This is a genomic window from Achromobacter spanius (assembly GCF_029637605.1).
Classification (GTDB): Bacteria; Pseudomonadota; Gammaproteobacteria; order Burkholderiales; family Burkholderiaceae_B; genus Achromobacter; species Achromobacter spanius_E.
This window is the reverse complement of the sequence record NZ_CP121261.1, coordinates 789570-807662: the sequence shown is the minus strand read 5'-3', so window position 1 is coordinate 807662 and position 18093 is coordinate 789570. Positions and strand designations below refer to the sequence as shown.

Here is an 18093-nt window from a genome sequence, read left to right as displayed (position 1 = left end):
GGCGCTCTATTCCGGGGAAGCCTCCACAACAAAATGCCCGCCCAATGCAAGATGCAGGTTCACGCGCTGCACCAGGCGTTGCGCGCGGATGTGCATCAGGTCGCTCTGCACCCGCAACAGATCGCGCTTGCGCTGCAACACATCAAAATCATCGAATTGGCCGATCTGCCGCTGCACCCGCGCCAGCTCCAACGCGCGAAGGCTTTCGGAAAACTGGCGCTGTATCGATCTTTCGCGCTGCGCCAATTGCTGCTCGCCCGTCAGGCCGTTTTCCACTTCCGCCATCGCCGTCAGGATCGCGCGGGCGTATAGCGCCAAGGCTTCGCGTTGCTGCTCGGTGCGCAGTTCCAGCGTGATCTGGCGCGCGCCCGCGTCGAACAAGGGCCAGGCCAGCGACGCGCCCACCGGGAACACCCAGCTTTGCATGCTGGTGGCCAGGCCGGAATAGTCTTTCGTGAAGCGGCCGGCCCCGGCAAATATCGAAATGGCGGGCAAGCGCGCGGCCTTTGCTTCCTCGGCGCCAAAGTACGCCGCCACCAGCCGCTCGCGCGCGGCGACCAGGTCGGGCCTGCGGTCCAACAGGTCCAACGGCAGGCCGGGAGGCAACAGCGCTGGCGCATCGGGAATGGTCTCCTTGGCTTGCACGACGCCCGCGGGGTAGCGCCCCAATATCAGCTCCAATGCCCGCAAGGCCTGGACGCGCGCCTGCTCGCGCTGGGCCACCACGTCCGCCGCCGCCGCCACCTGCTCCGACCAATACGCCACGTCCATGTCGCTGACCTTGCCGATGCGGCGGCGGTACTGCACCAGCTTGAGTTGCTCGTCGGTGGCGCCTTCAATTTGCTGCGCCAGCGACAGTTGACCGCTGGCTTCCAAGGCCGCAAGCCAGCTGCGGGCGGTCAAGGCGCCGATGGACTGGCGGGCATAGGCGTAGTCCGCTTCAGCGGAACGGTATCCGGCTTCGCCTGATAGTTTCTGCGCACGCGCCCTGCCCCACAAATCGATTTCCCAGTTCAACAGGATGGCGTAGCCATTGGCCGAAAACGCGCTGCCCGGTGTCGGGTCTGTTGCGCTCCGCGCGCCGACGCCGACCGTGGGCAAGAGGTCCGCGCCGGCCAACCTGGCTTGGTACGCAGCTTGTTGCATCCGGCTGGCCGCCACGCGCAGATCAATGTTGTTGGCCAGCGCCTCATTGATCAGCGCCGTCAGCGTGCCGCCATTCGCAAAGCCGGCCCATTGCGGCGAGAACGCGGCAGCCGCCGTGCTGGCGGTCCATTGGTCGGGCACGTGCGTGCCGGACATCGCTTGCTCGTACAAGGCGGTGTCCTCTGGGCGGTCCAGGTTGGCGCAGCCCACCATGAAGACCGTGGCGCAGCACACCATTGCAAGAAGACCTGGGGCGATCGGGCGGCGCGCTGGCATGGAGGCCCCCGTCAATGAAGCTTAAGGACCAGGTAATCCAGCTTCGCGGAGACGCGGACGACAACCTTGCGCACCATATGCAGCATCCCCAGACTGTCTGTGTAGATGGCGGCCCGGCCGCGCGCGCCCATTGCCAGCGCCATGTCCTGCGGCGTTTCAAGGTCGATGCGCACGGCAAACTGCATGGGCGCGGCCGCGTGGCCGCCTTCGGAAGTCGTACCGGGCAGCACGCCGGATGCCTGGAACTGGCCCTGGGAAGTGGCCCAGACAATCGAATCCACCTTGCCCTTGAAGATGTGGCCGGGGACAGTGCGTAGCGACACCTCGACCTCGTTGCCGGGCTTTACTTTCGTGAGTTGGTTCTGATCGAAGAAGGCGATCACCTGCTGCGTGGTCTCGACGAACGACATGATGGGACGCAACGGTATCGCGGCGGCGTAGGAACCCACGCGCGCCTGTAAGTTGATGGCATACCCATCCGCGGGTGCGTAGAGCGTGGTCTGCGCCAGTTCCCATTTGGCGGTATCGAGCTCGGCCTTGACCTGGGCCACCGCAACCTGGTCGCCATCCACAATGGCTGATACGTTCAGCCGGACCTTTTGTTCCGCTTCGCGCGCCGCTTCCCAGTTGGCGATCCGTACCTTCAATTCACTTTGGAAGCTTTGCACGTCGTATTGGCTGCCCGCCCCGCGCGCGGCCAAGGCGGTGCTTTGGCGCAAACGCATACGGGTCAATTCCACTTGCGCCAGGGCGGCTGCCGTCATCGATTGCGCCGCCGACAGGTCGCGGTCCAGGGACTGCTGGTTCGCTTGCGCATCGATAAGCTTGGCTTCAAGCTGCCTGACCTTCAGTTGATAAGGCTCGGCGTCCAGGCGCAGCAGTACGTCGCCTTTTTTGATCAGCCGATTGCCTTCCACGGGAATTTCCACCACGCGCCCCGTCACCCTGGGCACGATTTCGACCACATAGTTAACCACCCGCACCTCGCTCGACGAGGGCGTGACGACATTGATCGTCAGCACAAGCGCCACCAAGCCGGCCACACCCACGGCGACCACGCCAACCTGCGATTGGATGTTCCACGGGAGCAGCTTCAGCTTGATAAAGACAAGCCAAACCAACAGCCCATATACGCCGGCAATGAGCTCAAGCATTGCAACCCCTCGTCAACTAGCAGTTTCGGGACCGGGTCGTGCTTCCTGTCGTGCTTCCTGTCGTGCTTCCTGTCGTGCTTCCGGTTGTGGACTGTTGCCGCTTCCTGGCTTGCGCTCGGTCGCCGCTTTGTCTTCCTCGGCGCTTATCTCCTGGTAATAGTGATCGTGCTTGTCCCGGCCGTACGCCAGCCGGTACCCCACCGGCTTCGTGTATGCCCACAGCCAGGCAAAGGGCCACAGCATTCCGCCAAACACCAGCGACATCAGGCACAGCGCCTTGATGGCATCGGCTTGGGGATGATGCCGTTTCTCGGCAATGACTTCCGGCAGGACGTGGAGTTTCCAGAATATCCAGATGGCCAGTATCGGGACCATCACCAGCACAACCCAGACGAGCACATCGGCAATCGAGTCTTCCAGATGCGCGGATACGGCGTGTGCCGTCATGGGAATGAGTGTCGTCGCGATGGCCAAGGCAGCGACGAGTCTGGACCGCAATGTGGGAAGAAACATTTAGCGCCCCTTTCCCCAATGGAAATGATGCATTCAGCTTGCCACCGGGATAGTCTTTTTATCAGGATGCTCATGCAAGGTCCGCGCGGGATAATTACCGTCGTACCCTTTCATAATCGGCATTGACGGCCCCGAATATCGCGCGAACTTGAATTGCATTGTTGCTACTGACTGCTCGCAATGTCCATGCTAATTTCGGCAAAATGCCGTTAGTTACAGCGCCCAGAGGAAGATATGAATCTTCATCATTTCGAGTCGTTTGATTCGTATGCGCAAGCGATCCTGGCGGCGCACGCCAGGGTATTCCTGCTGGGGCCTGGCGGTAAGGAATGGCGTATCGGCCATATTGATGTGAGTGGAATCGGCGTTCAACGTGGCGTGGCGGCGGCGCCAAACTTATGCGAAGCGATGGGCCGCCCCACGCATCTGACACTGCTGTTGTCGCAACCGTCTTTAAGTCCAACATGGCTGAACGGCCTGCCTTTTTCTGAGGATGCCGTCGGCATTTTGGCGCCGTCCAGGGGCTACGCCTTTCGGTCGGCGGGGCCCAATGAGTGGATCATGATTGCCCTGCCGCTCGGTTCGGACTTGTTTTTGGGCAGCGGCTTTACGGCCCAGACACTGCGGCGCTGGGCCGACGCGGAAAGCACGCTGCATACCGACTATTTGCAGGTAGCGGCCTTGCGTGATGCCGCCATCACGTCCATGGCGCCGTCATGCCCGCCGGAAATTGGCCGCCGTCTGATCGAGCAGCGTTTGTTTGACCTGATCGCTTCCCGCACCCCGGTTGAAAGGTGCCGGGGACGCCCCTCGATATCCACGTCCAAGCTCTGCGAATCCGCTTTGACGGTTTTTCGTGAGCAAAACGCCACCGCGCATGTCAACGATCTGTGCAAAGCCTTGAGAATCAGCGAGCGCAGCTTGCGAGACTTTTTCCTGGCGTGTTTCGGCATGGGCCCGGGGCATTATCTGTGCCTGCGCAAGCTGCATGACGTTTATCTGGATCTTGCTAAAAACCGTGACCCGCGCATGACGGTGGCGGATTGTTTTCTTCAGCATGGGTATGCGTATTCCACCTATGCGGCGGCCCATTACCGCAGATTGTTCCTGGAAACGCCCTCACAAACGCGGCACCGGCTGCATCAGCAATAACGCCGGGCACGCCCGATTTCGTTCCTTACAGCTTTTCGCCGGAATCATCATGGACGTAAGGCTTTAACTGCGTTCACAATCAACGCCGGACGCCTGCACTGGTCACATTGATGCTTCCCATTGGACTCGCACAACGGGTTGAGGAGTGAAATCATGGCTAAGAAGAAGATGGCTGAAAAGAACACGACTAAGAAGCAGGATGCGGAGGACGACGGCACGCCTGAAAAGCCTGCGTTATCGGGCAAACGATACGAAGAAGAATTGGCGCAGCTACACGTTGAACTGGTCAAGCTTCAACAATGGGTCGTCCACACGGGCGCCAAGGTGTGCATTATTTTTGAAGGACGCGATGGCGCTGGCAAAGGAGGCACGATCAAGGCCATCACAGCCCGCGTCAGCCCGCGCGTCTTCCGTGTCATCGCGCTGCCCGCACCCACGGATCGCGAGAAGACCCAGATGTATATGCAACGGTACCTTCCCCTCTTGCCCGCCGCCGGCGAAATCGTGATTTTTGACCGTAGCTGGTACAACCGCGCCGGGGTGGAACGGGTGCTGGGCTTTTGTACCAAGGAAGAGGCCAAGGGCTTCTTGAAGGCGGTGCCGCTGGTGGAGCGCGCCCTCACTGAATCTGGAATCATCCTGCTCAAGTACTGGCTGGAAGTCAGCGAAGAAGAACAAACGCGCCGGCTCCAAGCGCGCATCCACGACGAGCGCAAGATCTGGAAGCTATCCAAACTGGATCTGGATTCTTACAGCCACTGGTATGACTATTCCCGTGCGCGCGACGACATGTTCGCGGCCACGGATACGGGTTTGGCGCCCTGGTTTATTGCGGATTCCAATAACAAGAAGCGGGTGCGCTTGAACATCATCAGCCACATCCTGCAGAGCATTCCGTATAAGGCGCTGCCCAGGGAAAAAATCACGTTACCCAAGCGGCAAAAGCCGCAAGGCTACCGCGAGCCTACCCACACGATCAGGCAAGTTCCACAGAAGTTCTAGCCAGAGCGGGCCGGCGATATGGCCGAGATGGGCGGGGCTCGTCAAGCGGCGCCAGGATAGGAAAACAGAATATTCCTCGGCGCCGAAGCTTAAGCATTGAAGACGCCGACGCAGACCATGCGTCGCGAGGAATGTTGAGGTGCGTACGCTGGTCCAGGTTCAGCCCGCTGACCGTATAGGTAACCAACTGCCCGTTACAGCCCGGGTTTGCCTTCCCATTCAAGCTGTTTAGAAGCTTGACGTATTCACTGGGCGGGATTGTCTTCATTGTGGTCATGGCATCTGGCTCCCAGGCATCGCGTGCCTATCCCTGACGGCTTATCTGCATTTTATTGAGCCCGGCCGAATCGTTGCGTGACCCATCCGGTCTGGTGAAGCAAATAGTTGACGAGGATCAACATCGATGCTGAGTCAATGCGAAAAGCCATGCCGGCGTGATCCATAGTGTGCTCAACACGGCCGTCCTCGGCGTGCCCCGCACTTCGCATGCTTCTTCGTCACCGATTACGGATATCCACAAAGGAGAAGGACATGACCTGGTTTGTTGCAACCTTGAAAGCCTATCCAGAGATCGCCATTTTCCTGGCGTTGGGGATCGGCTACTGGATCGGGGGCAAGAGCTTCAAGGGATTCAGCCTTGGCGCCGTCACCGCCACCCTGCTGGTGGCGATTGGTATCGGCATTCTGGGCGTGAAGATTTCACCCAATGTGAAGTCGGTCTTTTTCCTGATGTTCCTGTTTGCCGTCGGATACGGCGTCGGTCCCCAGTTCGTGCGGGGCATTGCCAAGGACGGCTTGCCTCAAGCGATCTTTGCCGTGTTGATGGCGCTGCTGTCTCTAGGGGCGGCTGCTATTGCGGCGATCCTTGCGGGCTATGACCTGGGTTCGGCCGCGGGGCTATTCGCCGGCTCGCAGACCATTTCGGCGTCGATGGGCTTGGCGACAGACGCGATCAACCGTCTGGGGCAAACCCCCGAGGAAACGCAGGCCTTGCTGGACGCCATGCCCATCGCGTATGCCGTGACTTACATTTTTGGCACGGTGGGCTCGGCGATCATACTGGCGCAGATCGGACCAAAGCTGCTGGGCATCGACCTGGTGGCGGCCTGCAAAGCCTATGAACAGAAGCTTGGTGCAGGCGGCGGCGCGGCTGACGCCACTCAGTGGTACGAATTCGAGGTACGGGCCTACTCAGTGGCGCCGGAAAGCCCTTTCATCGGCAAGACCATTGGCGAGATCGAAGCTGGGACGCAGACGGGATATCGCGCATTCGTGGAACGCATACGCCGGGGTGGCGCCGTCATCGAGGTGGATCTGACCACGATGATCGAAGCGGGCGACATCGTCGCCATCGGCGGCAAACGCAATCAGTTGATCGAGCGGCTTGGACCCGCCGGCCGCGAAGTCGAAGATGCCGAGCTTCTGGACATCAAGACCGAGGGCGTGGACATCTACGTTTCAAACAAGAAAGTGGACGGCAAGCCACTCGAAGAACTGGCCAAGTGGCCGGGCGCCCGTGGCGTGTTCCTGAAACGGATTCGGCGCGGCCCGACTGAAACCCCCATTCCCGTGCTGCCCAAGACCCAGCTGTTTCGCGGCGACGTCATCACGGTCGTCGGGCGCACCCAGGACATCAATGCCACCGCCAAGCAACTGGGCTATGTGGACCGGCCGACCACCGTGACGGACGTCGCGTTCATGTCACTGGCGATCACGCTGGGTGCGCTGATCGGCGCCATTGTGATCAATGTCAGCGGCATTCCCATCACGCTTTCCACGGCGGGCGGTGCCCTGATCGCCGGCATTGTGTTCGGCTGGTTCCGGGCGATTCATCCCACCTTCGGGCGCATCCCCGAGCCGACCTTGTGGTTCATGAATTCGGTGGGTTTAAACGTGTTCATCGCGGTGGTGGGCATATCCGCCGGCCCAGGCTTCGTGGCCGGGCTTCAAAAGCTTGGCATCAGCCTGTTCCTGTGGGGAATCTTTGCAACGGCCGTGCCGTTGATAGGCGGCATGTTGCTGGCCAAGTACGTGTTCCGCTTTGACCCCGCCTTGATCCTGGGGATTTGCGCGGGCTCGCGCACCACCACCGCCGCGCTAGGCATGGTGTGCGATGCCGCCAAGAGCCAGGTTCCGGGGCTGGGCTACACCGTCACCTACGCGGTTGGAAACACGCTGCTGACGATCTGGGGCATGGTGATCATCATCATTCTTTCTTAGAAAACGACAACCACCCCCGCCGCCCCTGTTGCGCCTGCGCGGCAAGCGTGTGGGATAGCCACCAAAGGGAAATGCCATGACGAGCAACGCGGACGACAGTCACCACTTGGACCACCTGTTCTCAAACTCCGCTGCGCGTTTGGACAGGTGGCGCGATATGAATGCGAAGGCGCAATCCTGGGCGGGCGAAGCGCGCGGCGGCAAAGGCCACGCTGGCGCCGCCGCCGTGCAAGAAGCGCTGAACGATTTGCTGCCCATGGAAAGCTACTTCGCGTATCCGGGCACGCATCTGTTGCGCGCGTTGGAAGAACGGCTAGCGGAGCACGACGCGATGGGCACGGCGCGGCTGATCCTACGCATGAGCAACGCCATGCTGTCGGGCAGCTACCGCTACCAAGACAGTGAATGGCAGGCAACGGATGACTCGTCCGACGCGCAGGAGCACCTGCTGCCCGGCTTGGGCGGGCAAGCCGCGCGGCCGCCCTATTTTGAAGTGCTGCTGGTGTCGCCGATGTCGGCCTCGCGCTCGGCGGCGATATGCCAGGAACTGCGTCACTTGCGACGCGCTGACGACGGCCTGGTGTATGAGCCGGTGCTGGTAGGCAGTTTCGAAGATGCCATCCTGGCCACGATACTGAACGGAAAAATCGAGGCCGTCGTCATCTATGACGGCATTTCCATGGCGTCGGCGCATGACGTGCCATTGCTGAAACACTTCCTGGACATCTACCGGCACCTGGATACCTCCAAGGCGCCGGCCGGGATGGGCGTCAGGCTGGCGCGCATCATCGCCAACATCAGGCCGGAACTGGATATCTACATGCTGACGGACCGCAAGGTCGAACAGCTTGCGGGCGACCCCGCGGCCTCGTCGATTCGCCGCCTGTTCTACGAGGCCGAGGAACCCATCGAGGTGCATCTGAGCGTTCTGGAAGGCGTGCGCGAGCGTCAGACGACGCCGTACTTCGACAACCTGAAGCACTATGCACTACGGCCGATCAGCACCTTCCACGCGCTACCCATTGCACGCGGAAAGTCCATCATCAAGTCGAATTGGGTAAGGGACTTTGGCGAGTTCTACGGCTTGAACCTGTTCCTGGCCGAGACCTCCGCCACAACCGGCGGGCTGGACAGCATGCTGGAGCCCACGGGCAACATCAAGATCGCCCAAGAGAAGTTCGCGCGCGCGGTGGGCGCGGACCATGTCTACTTCGTCACCAATGGCACGTCCACCTCGAACAAGATGGTCTATCAGGCGGTGACCAAGCCGGGCGACATCGTCATCGTCGACCGCAACTGCCACAAGTCCCATCACTATGGAATGGTGCTGTCCGGGGCGCAGCCCCTGTATGTGGAAGCCTATCCCATGACCGAATACTCGATGTACGGCGCGGTGCCGCTGCGCACCATCAAACAGGCGTTGCTGGACTTGAAGGCCGAAGGAAGGCTGGACAAGGTGGTCATGGTGACGCTGACCAATTGCACGTTTGACGGCCACATCTACAACACCCGTCAGGTGATGATGGAATGCCTGGCCATCAAGCCAGACCTGATCTTTCTTTGGGATGAAGCGTGGTTCGGCTTTGCGCGGTGGTCGCCGTTCCTGCGCCCGCGCACCGGCATGGGCGCGGCTGCTGCCCTGGAGCAGTGGCGCGATGATCCTGCCGCCCAGCAAGCCTGGGACGAGCAGGCCGAGGAACTGGGAGAAGATCTGGACCCGAAGGACGCAAGTTTGCTGGACCGACAGTTGGTGCCAAACCCCAAGACCATGCGGGTACGCGTGTACGAGACCGATTCCGTGCACAAATCCATGTCCAGCCTGCGCCAGGGCTCGCTGGTGGCCGTGCGCGACGAAGACTACGAGCACCACATTTCGGCGTTTCACGAGGCCGTGTTCATTCATGCGTCCACATCGCCCAATGCGCAGATCATCGCGTCGCTGGATGTGGCGCGCCGGCAAATGGAGCTTGAGGGATACGAGCTGGTCATGCGCGCCATCGAGGTTGCGCTGGCCATTCGGCGTGAAATCGCCAAGCACCCGATCATCTCGAAGTACTTCAGCGTGCTGGGCGTCAGCAAGATGATTCCGGACGAGTTTCGCCCTTCAGGGTTCTCGGATTACCTGGCGCCCGGCATGAACTGGCTGACGGCGGTGCAAGCCCTGAAGAATGATGAGTTCTGCCTGGATCCGACGCGTATGACGTTGGTGTGCGGCACGGCGGGATACGACGGCACCGCCTTCAAGAACCTGTTGGCGTCCAAATACAACATCCAGTTGAACAAGACCTCGCGCAACAGCGTGCTGTTGCAAAGCAATATCAACAACACGCGCAGCGACGTCGCGGCGCTGATCAAGGTGCTGCTTGAAATATCCGGGTCGATTGAAGCCAGGTTGAAGGAAGGCGGTGAAGCCGAGCAAGCCGCGTTCGCCGCGAAAGTGCGTGGCCTGATGGAAGACGTTCCCAGCTTGCCCAACTTCAGCCGCTTTCACGACGGATACCGCGACAATTCCGCCAGCGCCACGTCCGAGGGCGACATACGCACCGCGTTCTTCGCGGCCTATAACGAAGACGAATGCGAGTACATCCCGCTGTCGGCTGCCGCACTGGATGACCGCCTGTCCAACGGCCCCGAGCTGGTGTCGGCGAACTTCGTGATTCCGTATCCCCCCGGCTTTCCCATCATGGTGCCCGGCCAGATCATCGAGGCCGACACCATCGAGTTCATGCGCAAGCTGGATGTGAAGGAGATCCACGGCTATAACGCCGCACGGGGCATCAAGCTGATCAAGCCCGCGGCCATCAAGCCACGACCGGCGGGCGGCAAATAACGGTCGTAAGCGCGAACGCCGGGTGCATGGGATTCGTGCGATCAACGCTCGGCGCTGGTGTTGGAAGCCGCTGGAATCACAGGTGGCGAGGCCGTCGCGGCAGTCGCCGGGGCCGTGTGCCACCGCTCCGGCGTCACCACCTTCGGTTGGTCGGGGTCGCCTTCGTAGGCCGGGGTCATGATCTGCACGCCGTATTCGTTGAAGACGTCCAGGATGTGGCGGTGCAGTTCGGCATAGGTCTTGGCGATTCTCTGCGTGTCGCGGATGTACACGTTCAGCTCGTAGGTCACCGCAAAGTCGCCCAGCTTGGGCAGCAATACGAACGGCCCCGGCTCGCTGAGGACGCCCGCCGTTCGCCGCCCTGCCACGCACAACATCGCTTCCACCTGCCGCCACGGGGTTTCATAGCCGATACCCACCGTGGTATGCAGAATCAAGCCTTGGGTGCTGGCCAGGGAACTGTAGTTGGTGACGTCGCTATTGAGAATCTGGGAATTCGGAATCGTGATTTCTTCATTCTTGTTCGTCCGAAGATGGGTCACTTGCAGGCGCACGGCAACAACCTCGCCGATCACGTCATTGACCTTGACGCGGTCGCCCACCTTGAAGACCCGCCGATAGGTCATCAGATAGCCGGCAATGAAATTCGAAATCGCGGTTGACGAACCTAGCGACACCACCAGGCCGATGAAGATGGAAATGCCTTTGAAGGCTGGGGTCTCGGAGCCGGGTATGTAGGGATACGCGACGATGAACGCGAATGCCACGATCAATACCCGGACAAGCTTGTAGGTGGGAAGCGCCCATTCCGGCTCGAACTGCGTAAATGCCACGCGCCTCTGCTCGACAGCCTCGAAGAAGTTCTTGACCCGCCGCAAGATAAACCGAGCCAGGTAATAGATGAGGACAAGAATGACCAGGTCCGGAATCACGGACGCCAGGGATTTACCCAGCCTTTCGCCAGCGCCCGCGGCCAGATCGAACAGGTCATTCGAGATAGAGCGGGTCCAGGGAAACAGCGCCAGCACGTATTGCAGGTAGACATACACCGATACGACGATGGTCACGGCGCCTATCGCCAGCACCAGGCCGTGCATCGCCTTCCAGATGGTATCCATGCGCAGGATTTCAAACGACTGGATGTCGACGGAACGGACTCGGCTCTTCAGCAGCCTGGACACCGCCTTGTGCAGCCAGCGGTTAAGGGCAAGCAGAATGGCAATGCCCAGCGCCAGCAAGACGGTGGCCCCGGCGCTGTACAGCCCTGCCTTGAGCAGCGCGTCGGGTTTGCGCGCCTGCCGGAAGTCGTCAATGGCGCGTTGAATACGCAACAGGTGCAGCGCCGCAAGACTGTCGCGCGTGGTCTGTTCAAGTTGCGCGTCCGCGTCGGTCACGATCATCAAGGCGTTCCCGCCGGCCCTGATTACCGTGGCGTTCTCAGCGACCTCGGCCCGCAGGTCGCCGCTGGGAAACGAGGCCTGTGCGGCCACGCTCTAGATTCTTTCCCTGATGGCCTCGGCGCGCTTCTGGGCGGGAAAGGACGACAGCCCACGCACCTTGAACAGCACCTGGCCATCGATCTCGACCGGGGCGGTTTCAAGCGTCAGTTCAGGGGCAGAGGACGCTTCCGGACGGCCTGCCTCCGTCGCCGCGCGAAGCGGGGCCGTCATGATCAACAACAGCAGCGCGGCAAGGATGAAGACTCGAATAGTTCTAGTCATGGTGTCCTCTCTTGCCGGTATCGCTGTATCCGCCGGCCCGTGGGCGGCGATTTTCTCGGCCGGCACGATAGCCGGCCAAGTGATTCAAGCAATTTGATCTTAGCGCTATCAACGCGCAAAAACAGTTAATAATGCGGGTCCTCGAAACCAAAATAGAGAGACCCTGCGATATGAGTCAGAACACACCCAGCCTATGGCACCGACTGCGGCGCCCGCTGTTAGCCCTGCTCTTGGGCATGCTGCCTTTCTGGCTGTTTCTGGGCACCACCCAGCAAGCCTCGGTGAACGGCATCAAGGTGCAAGATTCCAGCTTCAATATCCTGGGTTTGGTCCTGGCCATCGCCGGTCTTGTGATGGCGGTGAAAATGCTGAAGAACGACGGTTCGTATGGCGAGCCGTCGCGCTGGTGGGCGCGCGGTGTGCTGTGCGTTGCGGCGGCTTTGCTGTGCGTGTTCCAGATCGGCCAATCCACGGGTCTCTACAACATCAATGTCGGCCAGTCGATTCAGGAGTTGCAAGCCAAGCTCTTCGGCCCAAGCGAACCGCGTCCGCAATCCCTGGCAAGCGAACTCGACCGCGACATGCGCGCGCGCACCGAACAGCGCGCTGCGACCGTCAGCCAGGTACTGCTGCGCGATGACATCGCCACGTCGCTGGCGCGCATCCACGCCAACAGCACGCTGTACAACCTGTATGCCGAAAAGTGCAACAACCCCGGCCAGCGCTTCGTGCTGGACGAGATCCCGGCAATGCTTACCGAACAAGACAAGACCTACATCGCCAACGCCCAGAAGTTGGCCGCGCGCAATGCGTCGGACCGCTTTGACTGCCAAGGCGCCCAGATGCGCGACTTCATGACGAACTGGCTGGCCGGCGACGTGCTGCGCGACCGTGCCAACCTGGCCGTGCAAACCGCCGCCTACCGCGAGCGCTTCGGCGACAAGCCGGCCGGCGCGGGCGACGACGCGCTCACCACGAACGGACTGGGCGTGTGGCTGGGCGACACCATTGCCCAGGTGCAAACCGCCTTCGGCACCACCCGCATGCCCGAGCCGGCCGGCAAGTCCGGCAAGACCAAGCTGGACTTTCCCGAGCGCGGCATTGAACTCATGTTCAGCTTCGACGGCAAGGTGGATTCCATTGGCGTGCGCGCACCGTTCACGGGCAGCATCGTGGGCCTGAAAGTGGGCGACAGCCGCCGCACCATCAACCGCCTGCTGGGCGAAAGCTGGATAGACGTGCGCCTGCCCTACGACAACGCGGCGGCCGACTACGACATTCGGTTCCGCAAGAAAACGCCGGGCACCTTGTCGCAATGGATGGACCGACGCAACGGCAACCCGCAGACGGCGCTGCTGCTGCAAGGCGCCAGCTATGCCAGCCAGATTGATGAAATCAGGCTAGTTACGCCGCGCTAGCGGTAGCTTCTTCGCACGCAAGGTTTGGTATTCGGCGCTACAGTCAATGGCAGCGTCACAGCGTTTCCTGCGAGATCTTCAGTTTTCTGAACCATTCAGGAGAACACACCATGGCCGCCTTGCTGATCAACCATGTAGAAGAAAGCACGTCCGACGACGAGATCAGGGAATTTCTTACGAAGTATGGCTTTCCTGCATTCGATCATATTGAACGGGTGCCCAGCACCGGTTCCCGCCCTTCCGTTCTGCTTGCATTCAACAGTTGCACCCCGGCGGAACTGCGGGAACTCTTACCAAGGATCCATCAGGTTTTCTGGAAGAACCACACCATTTCCGCATTGGTAATGCGAGAGCCTATTGAATGAGCTTGCTCCTGACACGAGGCCCCGCCACGGATAACGGTCGATCTGACACTAAGATTCAGGTCAGTTGCTATTGATCCAGTCCTGCGTGTCCTGGATGAACCAGGGCAGGTTCAACCTTTCCCCTTCGCCGGACTGTATGGTCAAGCGCTGGCCTGATGAGCCTGGAGTGCCGGAGTTGCTGGTCTTGCCTTGCGCCGACGAAGGTGGCCGGCTTTTATAGTCCATATCGGTTGACTGGGGCTGACTGCCCGCGCAAGCGGTGATTGAGACGCACGCGGCCATGGCAAGCGCCAGTCGCAGTGCTAAACGAGTTATCTTCATGAATTCAGTTTCCGCAGATGGCACAGGCCCACGTGCCGGACAAGCCAGGCCTTGATTCCGCTACCTTACTCGCAATGCAGTGCGCCCTGATAGTATTTACCCTGCCCCCGACTCAAGATCAGATCCATGCAGCCCATCATTTTCGAAGGCCTGGTTATCCGTGAATTCCTTGATGACGACGCCGAAGCGTTCGCGAACGCCGCGCGCGAGTCCGTCGATACCGTAGGCAGATGGATGCCGTGGTGTACGTCTACGTTTTCCGAGCAGAATGCGCTGGACTGGTTTGAGCTGTGCCGTAGCGGCCGCAGTTCCCAGGCAGGCTACGAATTCGGCGTGTTCGCGCAAGCGTCAGGCAAGCTGATGGGCGGCGTGGGCCTGAATTCGATCAATCATCAACACCTGTTTTGCAATCTTGGCTACTGGGTACGGCAGTCCGCGCAACGACGCGGGGTGGCGCTGCGCACGGTGCAGGCGATGCTGCCCTATGCCTTCAACACCCTGGGCATGCAACGCGTTGAGATCGTGATTGCCGAAGGCAATACGGCAAGCGAGGCGCTTGCTAGCAAAGTGGGCGCGCAGTTTGAAGGCAAGGCCCGGAACCGGCTCCAGTTGCATGGGCGGCCGGTGTCGGCGGCAATGTTCTCGCTTGTGCCCTAGCCCGCAACAGCGGGTTCTTTCCGGGCATCACGTCCCCGTCTGCGCATCCAGCAGATGCGCCTGAAAGGCCGCCACGCTGCGGTTGCGGGCGTCAACACGGCTGACCAGTCCCAGGGGCGGCAGCGATTCGGCAATGGTGCAGTCCAGCCGCACCAGTGCCCCGGACTCCAGCCCTTCGCGCACGAAGCTCAAGGGGCCCATCATCAGGGCCTGGCTGGCGCCCAGGTAATGCACCATGGTCGCAAACGACCGCGTGCTAAGCGGCTGCTGGGCAGGAAGTTCGCCGCACGTGGCAAACAAGGCTTCGAACGCGCGGTAGGTCTGGCTGTCCAGCGGCGGGCTGGCCCAGGGAAAGCGCAGCAGCTGGGCGGCTTGCAGGTTGCGACGCCCAACCAGCGGGTGTCCGGGGCCTGATGCCACCACGCAGACATCGGCCAGCAAGGCCTGAAACTGAGAATCCGGCGCCAGTTGCGCGGGTTCGCGCGTGACCAGGAAGTCCAGCTCGCCGTCCGCATAGCGACCCAACAACACGGGCAGCGCGTCTTCAAACAATTCCAACCGCACGTGCGGCTGACTGGCAAAGAACGCCGGCAGCGCCGGGTTGATCACGCCGGTGACGCCCGCCGTGATCGCGCCCACGCGCACGGTGCCGTCAAAACCCGCCCCCGCCGCCGCCAATGCTTCGGCGCAGCCCGTCAGGCTGTTCATGACGTTGCGTAGCAAGGGCAGCAAGTCGCGGCAGGCAAAGGTGGGCCGCATGCCGCGCGCGTGTCGTTCAAACAGGCGGGCTTCAAGCACGCGCTCTACTTCCAGCACCATTTTTGTGGCGGCCGACTGGCTCAGGCCGATTTGCGCGGCGGCGTGCTGCACGCTGCCCAGTTCGGCCACCAGCACGATCAATTGCAAATGACGCAGCCGCGTGCGCGCGATCAGACGGTTCAAGAGCGTGGCGGCGGACGAGGGGGTGCCGGGGGTGGCGGTGGACATAGCTTTACCTATTCCAAAACAGAATATCTATAAGTGATATTTCACTGTTCAAGTATAGCTATTCAAGGCGCAATAGCGGCCTGACACCAACAACACAAGGGGTTCCACATGCTGCATTTTCTACGTCGTGCGCGCCTGCGCGCGGTGCTGTCCGCCGCGCTGGTCTTGGGTACTACGGCCGCGCCGGCCCAGGCGCAAACCTGGCCCGACAGGCCGGTCACCATCGTCATCCCCTTCCCGGCCGGCGGCTCGATCGACGCCGTGATGCGGGCGATTTCCCCGCAACTGAGCGAACGGCTGGGCCAGACGGTCGTCATCGAGAACGTGGGCGGCGCCAGCGGCGCCATCGGTGCGGGCCGGGTCGCGCAGGCCAAGGCGGACGGCACGACGCTGCTGGCCGGCAGCATCAACGACGTGGTCTTGCAGCCGCTGCTGAATCGCAACCTGCGTTATGGCACCGACAACTTCGATCCGGTTTCCCTGGTGTTCACGTCGCCGCTGATCCTGGTGGCGCGCAAGGACCTGCCGCAATCGAATATCGACGAGGTGGTGCAGGCGCTGCGCACCGCCCCAGAAAGTTTGAGCTACGGCAGCCCGGGGCAAGGCACGTTCCAGCAGGTGGTGGTGGAAGACCTGCAACGGCGCACCGACACGAAGATGCTGCACGTGCCCTACAAGGGCGCATCGCCCTTGATCAATGACCTGCTGGGCGGCCAGATCGACATGGCGGTCATGGCCCCGCCCACCGCGCTGCCGCACTTGCAGCAAGGCCGCATCAAGTCGCTGGGGGTCATCAGCCGTCAACGCTTGGCGGCCTACCCTGAACTGGCCACCATCAACGAAAGCAAGACTGTGCAAGGCATGGAAATGGTGGGCTGGGTTGGCGTGCTGGCGCCCAAGGGCGTGCCGCCCGAGCGCCTGCAACGGGTGCGCGACGCGCTTGCAGCCGTGCTGGACAAGCCCGAGGTGCGCGAGCGCGTGCTGTCCATGGGCATGGTGTCGGCAAGCGCCTACGACAAGGCCAGCTTTGAGGCCCGCATCCGCGACGACGTCGCTGCCCTGCGCACCTTGAACCTGCCGACGCAGCCTTGAAGCCTTAAGGATCCGCATGAACCCGCACCAAGACATCCAAGACATCCTCGGCACGATCAGCGCCAACCCCGCGTTTCGCGATATCCGCCGCGACCTGCACGCGCATCCGGAAATCGGCTTTGAAGAACATCGCACCGCTTCCTTGGTGGCGCGCGAGCTGGCCGCCTGGGGCTGGCAGGTGACGACGGGCATCGGCGGCACCGGTGTGGTCGGCACGCTGAAGCGCGGCAAGGGTTCCCGTCACATTGGCCTGCGCGCCGACATGGACGCCCTGGCCATGCCCGAAGCCAATGCCTTCGCGCACAAGTCGCAGCACGACAACCGCATGCACGCCTGCGGCCACGACGGCCACACCGCCATCCTGCTTGCCACCGCCTGGTACCTGGCGCATCACGCCGAGTTCGACGGCACCATCCACTGCATCTTCCAGCCCGCTGAGGAAGGCGGCCAGGCCGGCGCGCGCGCCATGATCGAAGACGGCTTGTTCGAACGCTTTCCCTGCGATGCCGTCTTCGCGCTGCACAACTGGCCCGACCTGCCCGTGGGCAGCCTAGGCGTGCGCGCCGGCCCGTTCATGGGGTCAAGCAACCGCTTTCGTATCGACATCGCCGGCAAGGGCGCCCACGCCTCGCAGCCCGAGTTAAGCGTCGACCCGCTGATCTGCGCGGGCCACATCCTTCTGGCGCTGCAAACCGTCATCTCGCGCAACCGCGCGCCCGACGAACCGGCGGTGCTGTCCGTCACGCAGATTCACGGCGGCGACGCGGTCAACGTCATCCCGCAGCAGGCGTGGCTGGGCGGTACGGTACGCACGCACCGCGACGACACCTTGGACATGATCGAACGGCGCATCGGTGAAATCACGGACGGCGCCGCCGCCACCTTCGGCTGCACGGCCACCCTGACGTTCGAACGCTGCTACCCGTCGCTGGTGAACGACGTGGAACAGACCCGCTTTGCGGTGGACGTCATGCGCGAAGTGGCCGGCGCGGACCGCGTGTCGGACAACATGGCCCGGCTGATGGGGTCCGAGGACTTCTCGTTCATGCTGGCGGAAAGGCCGGGCTGTTATGTGCTGCTGGGCAACGGCGCGGGTGCGCACCGAGAGCCGGGACATGGCCCCGGGCCTTGCCGTTTGCATAACCCGTCGTATGACTTCAATGACGACGCCATCCCCTTGGGCGCGGCGTATTTCGTGCGGCTGGCGCAGCGGTTCCTGGCGCGGGACGAAAGCTGAAG

The 18093-nt window shown here is 61.7% G+C and carries 16 protein-coding genes; 9 read left to right on the top strand and 7 right to left on the bottom strand.

Annotated features, from left to right (window positions below):
- Nucleotides 1-6: 6 nt before the first annotated feature.
- From P8T11_RS03680 to P8T11_RS03670, 3 genes are read right to left on the bottom strand one after another with little or no spacing between them, the layout of a single operon-like run.
- Nucleotides 7-1422 carry a TolC family protein gene (locus P8T11_RS03680; RefSeq protein ID WP_268078229.1) on the bottom strand — a complete coding sequence of 472 codons (1416 nt, stop codon included), beginning with the start codon at nucleotides 1420-1422 and terminating at the stop codon, nucleotides 7-9.
- A gap of 11 nt (nucleotides 1423-1433) precedes the next feature.
- Entirely contained in the window at nucleotides 1434-2576 is a 1143-nt protein-coding gene (locus tag P8T11_RS03675) for an HlyD family secretion protein (RefSeq protein WP_268078230.1), read from the bottom strand.
- A 12-nt stretch (nucleotides 2577-2588) separates the two neighbouring features.
- Nucleotides 2589-3089 carry a DUF3302 domain-containing protein gene (locus P8T11_RS03670; RefSeq protein ID WP_268078231.1) on the bottom strand — a complete coding sequence of 167 codons (501 nt, stop codon included), beginning with the start codon at nucleotides 3087-3089 and terminating at the stop codon, nucleotides 2589-2591.
- A gap of 408 nt (nucleotides 3090-3497) precedes the next feature.
- On the opposite strand from P8T11_RS03670, the gene P8T11_RS03665 reads away from it, so the two are divergent.
- The 4 genes from P8T11_RS03665 (at nucleotide 3498) to P8T11_RS03650 (ending at nucleotide 10293) form a co-directional block, all read left to right on the top strand.
- Entirely contained in the window at nucleotides 3498-4241 is a 744-nt protein-coding gene (locus tag P8T11_RS03665; protein ID WP_268078232.1) for a helix-turn-helix domain-containing protein, read from the top strand.
- A gap of 153 nt (nucleotides 4242-4394) precedes the next feature.
- Complete coding sequence (gene ppk2, locus P8T11_RS03660; protein ID WP_268078233.1) at nucleotides 4395-5243, top strand: polyphosphate kinase 2; 849 nt, start codon at nucleotides 4395-4397, stop codon at nucleotides 5241-5243.
- A gap of 531 nt (nucleotides 5244-5774) precedes the next feature.
- Complete coding sequence (aspT, locus tag P8T11_RS03655; protein WP_268078235.1) at nucleotides 5775-7463, top strand: aspartate-alanine antiporter; 1689 nt, start codon at nucleotides 5775-5777, stop codon at nucleotides 7461-7463.
- A gap of 157 nt (nucleotides 7464-7620) precedes the next feature.
- Nucleotides 7621-10293 (top strand): decarboxylase, encoded by a 2673-nt coding sequence (locus tag P8T11_RS03650; RefSeq protein ID WP_268078236.1) that lies wholly within the window; start codon nucleotides 7621-7623, stop codon nucleotides 10291-10293.
- A 41-nt stretch (nucleotides 10294-10334) separates the two neighbouring features.
- Here the strand turns inward: P8T11_RS03650 and P8T11_RS03645 are convergent, their stop codons facing one another.
- Entirely contained in the window at nucleotides 10335-11783 is a 1449-nt protein-coding gene (locus tag P8T11_RS03645; protein WP_268078237.1) for a mechanosensitive ion channel family protein, read from the bottom strand.
- Between the two features lie 3 nt (nucleotides 11784-11786).
- A complete protein-coding gene (locus tag P8T11_RS03640) occupies nucleotides 11787-12014 on the bottom strand; it encodes a hypothetical protein (protein WP_268078238.1) in 228 nt (75 codons plus the stop codon).
- A gap of 170 nt (nucleotides 12015-12184) precedes the next feature.
- On the opposite strand from P8T11_RS03640, the gene P8T11_RS03635 reads away from it, so the two are divergent.
- Nucleotides 12185-13432, top strand: coding sequence for a hypothetical protein (locus P8T11_RS03635; RefSeq protein ID WP_268078239.1), 1248 nt, complete (start codon nucleotides 12185-12187; stop codon nucleotides 13430-13432).
- Between the two features lie 110 nt (nucleotides 13433-13542).
- Nucleotides 13543-13797: an RNA-binding protein gene (locus tag P8T11_RS03630; protein ID WP_268078240.1), complete on the top strand. Its 255-nt coding sequence runs from the start codon at nucleotides 13543-13545 to the stop codon at nucleotides 13795-13797.
- 60 nt (nucleotides 13798-13857) lie between these two features.
- Here P8T11_RS03630 and P8T11_RS03625 read toward each other — a convergent pair whose 3' ends face one another.
- Nucleotides 13858-14118: a hypothetical protein gene (locus P8T11_RS03625; RefSeq protein WP_268078241.1), complete on the bottom strand. Its 261-nt coding sequence runs from the start codon at nucleotides 14116-14118 to the stop codon at nucleotides 13858-13860.
- 126 nt (nucleotides 14119-14244) lie between these two features.
- Here P8T11_RS03625 and P8T11_RS03620 point away from each other — a divergent pair, with 126 nt between their 5' ends.
- Nucleotides 14245-14775 carry a GNAT family N-acetyltransferase gene (locus tag P8T11_RS03620; protein ID WP_268078242.1) on the top strand — a complete coding sequence of 177 codons (531 nt, stop codon included), beginning with the start codon at nucleotides 14245-14247 and terminating at the stop codon, nucleotides 14773-14775.
- 27 nt (nucleotides 14776-14802) lie between these two features.
- Here P8T11_RS03620 and P8T11_RS03615 read toward each other — a convergent pair whose 3' ends face one another.
- A complete protein-coding gene (locus P8T11_RS03615) occupies nucleotides 14803-15762 on the bottom strand; it encodes a LysR family transcriptional regulator (protein WP_268078243.1) in 960 nt (319 codons plus the stop codon).
- A 108-nt stretch (nucleotides 15763-15870) separates the two neighbouring features.
- Here P8T11_RS03615 and P8T11_RS03610 point away from each other — a divergent pair, with 108 nt between their 5' ends.
- Together P8T11_RS03610 and P8T11_RS03605 are read left to right on the top strand one after the other, a co-directional pair.
- Nucleotides 15871-16854, top strand: coding sequence for a Bug family tripartite tricarboxylate transporter substrate binding protein (locus P8T11_RS03610; RefSeq protein WP_268078244.1), 984 nt, complete (start codon nucleotides 15871-15873; stop codon nucleotides 16852-16854).
- 16 nt (nucleotides 16855-16870) lie between these two features.
- A complete protein-coding gene (locus P8T11_RS03605) occupies nucleotides 16871-18091 on the top strand; it encodes a M20 aminoacylase family protein (RefSeq protein WP_268078245.1) in 1221 nt (406 codons plus the stop codon).
- Nucleotides 18092-18093 lie beyond the last annotated feature (2 nt).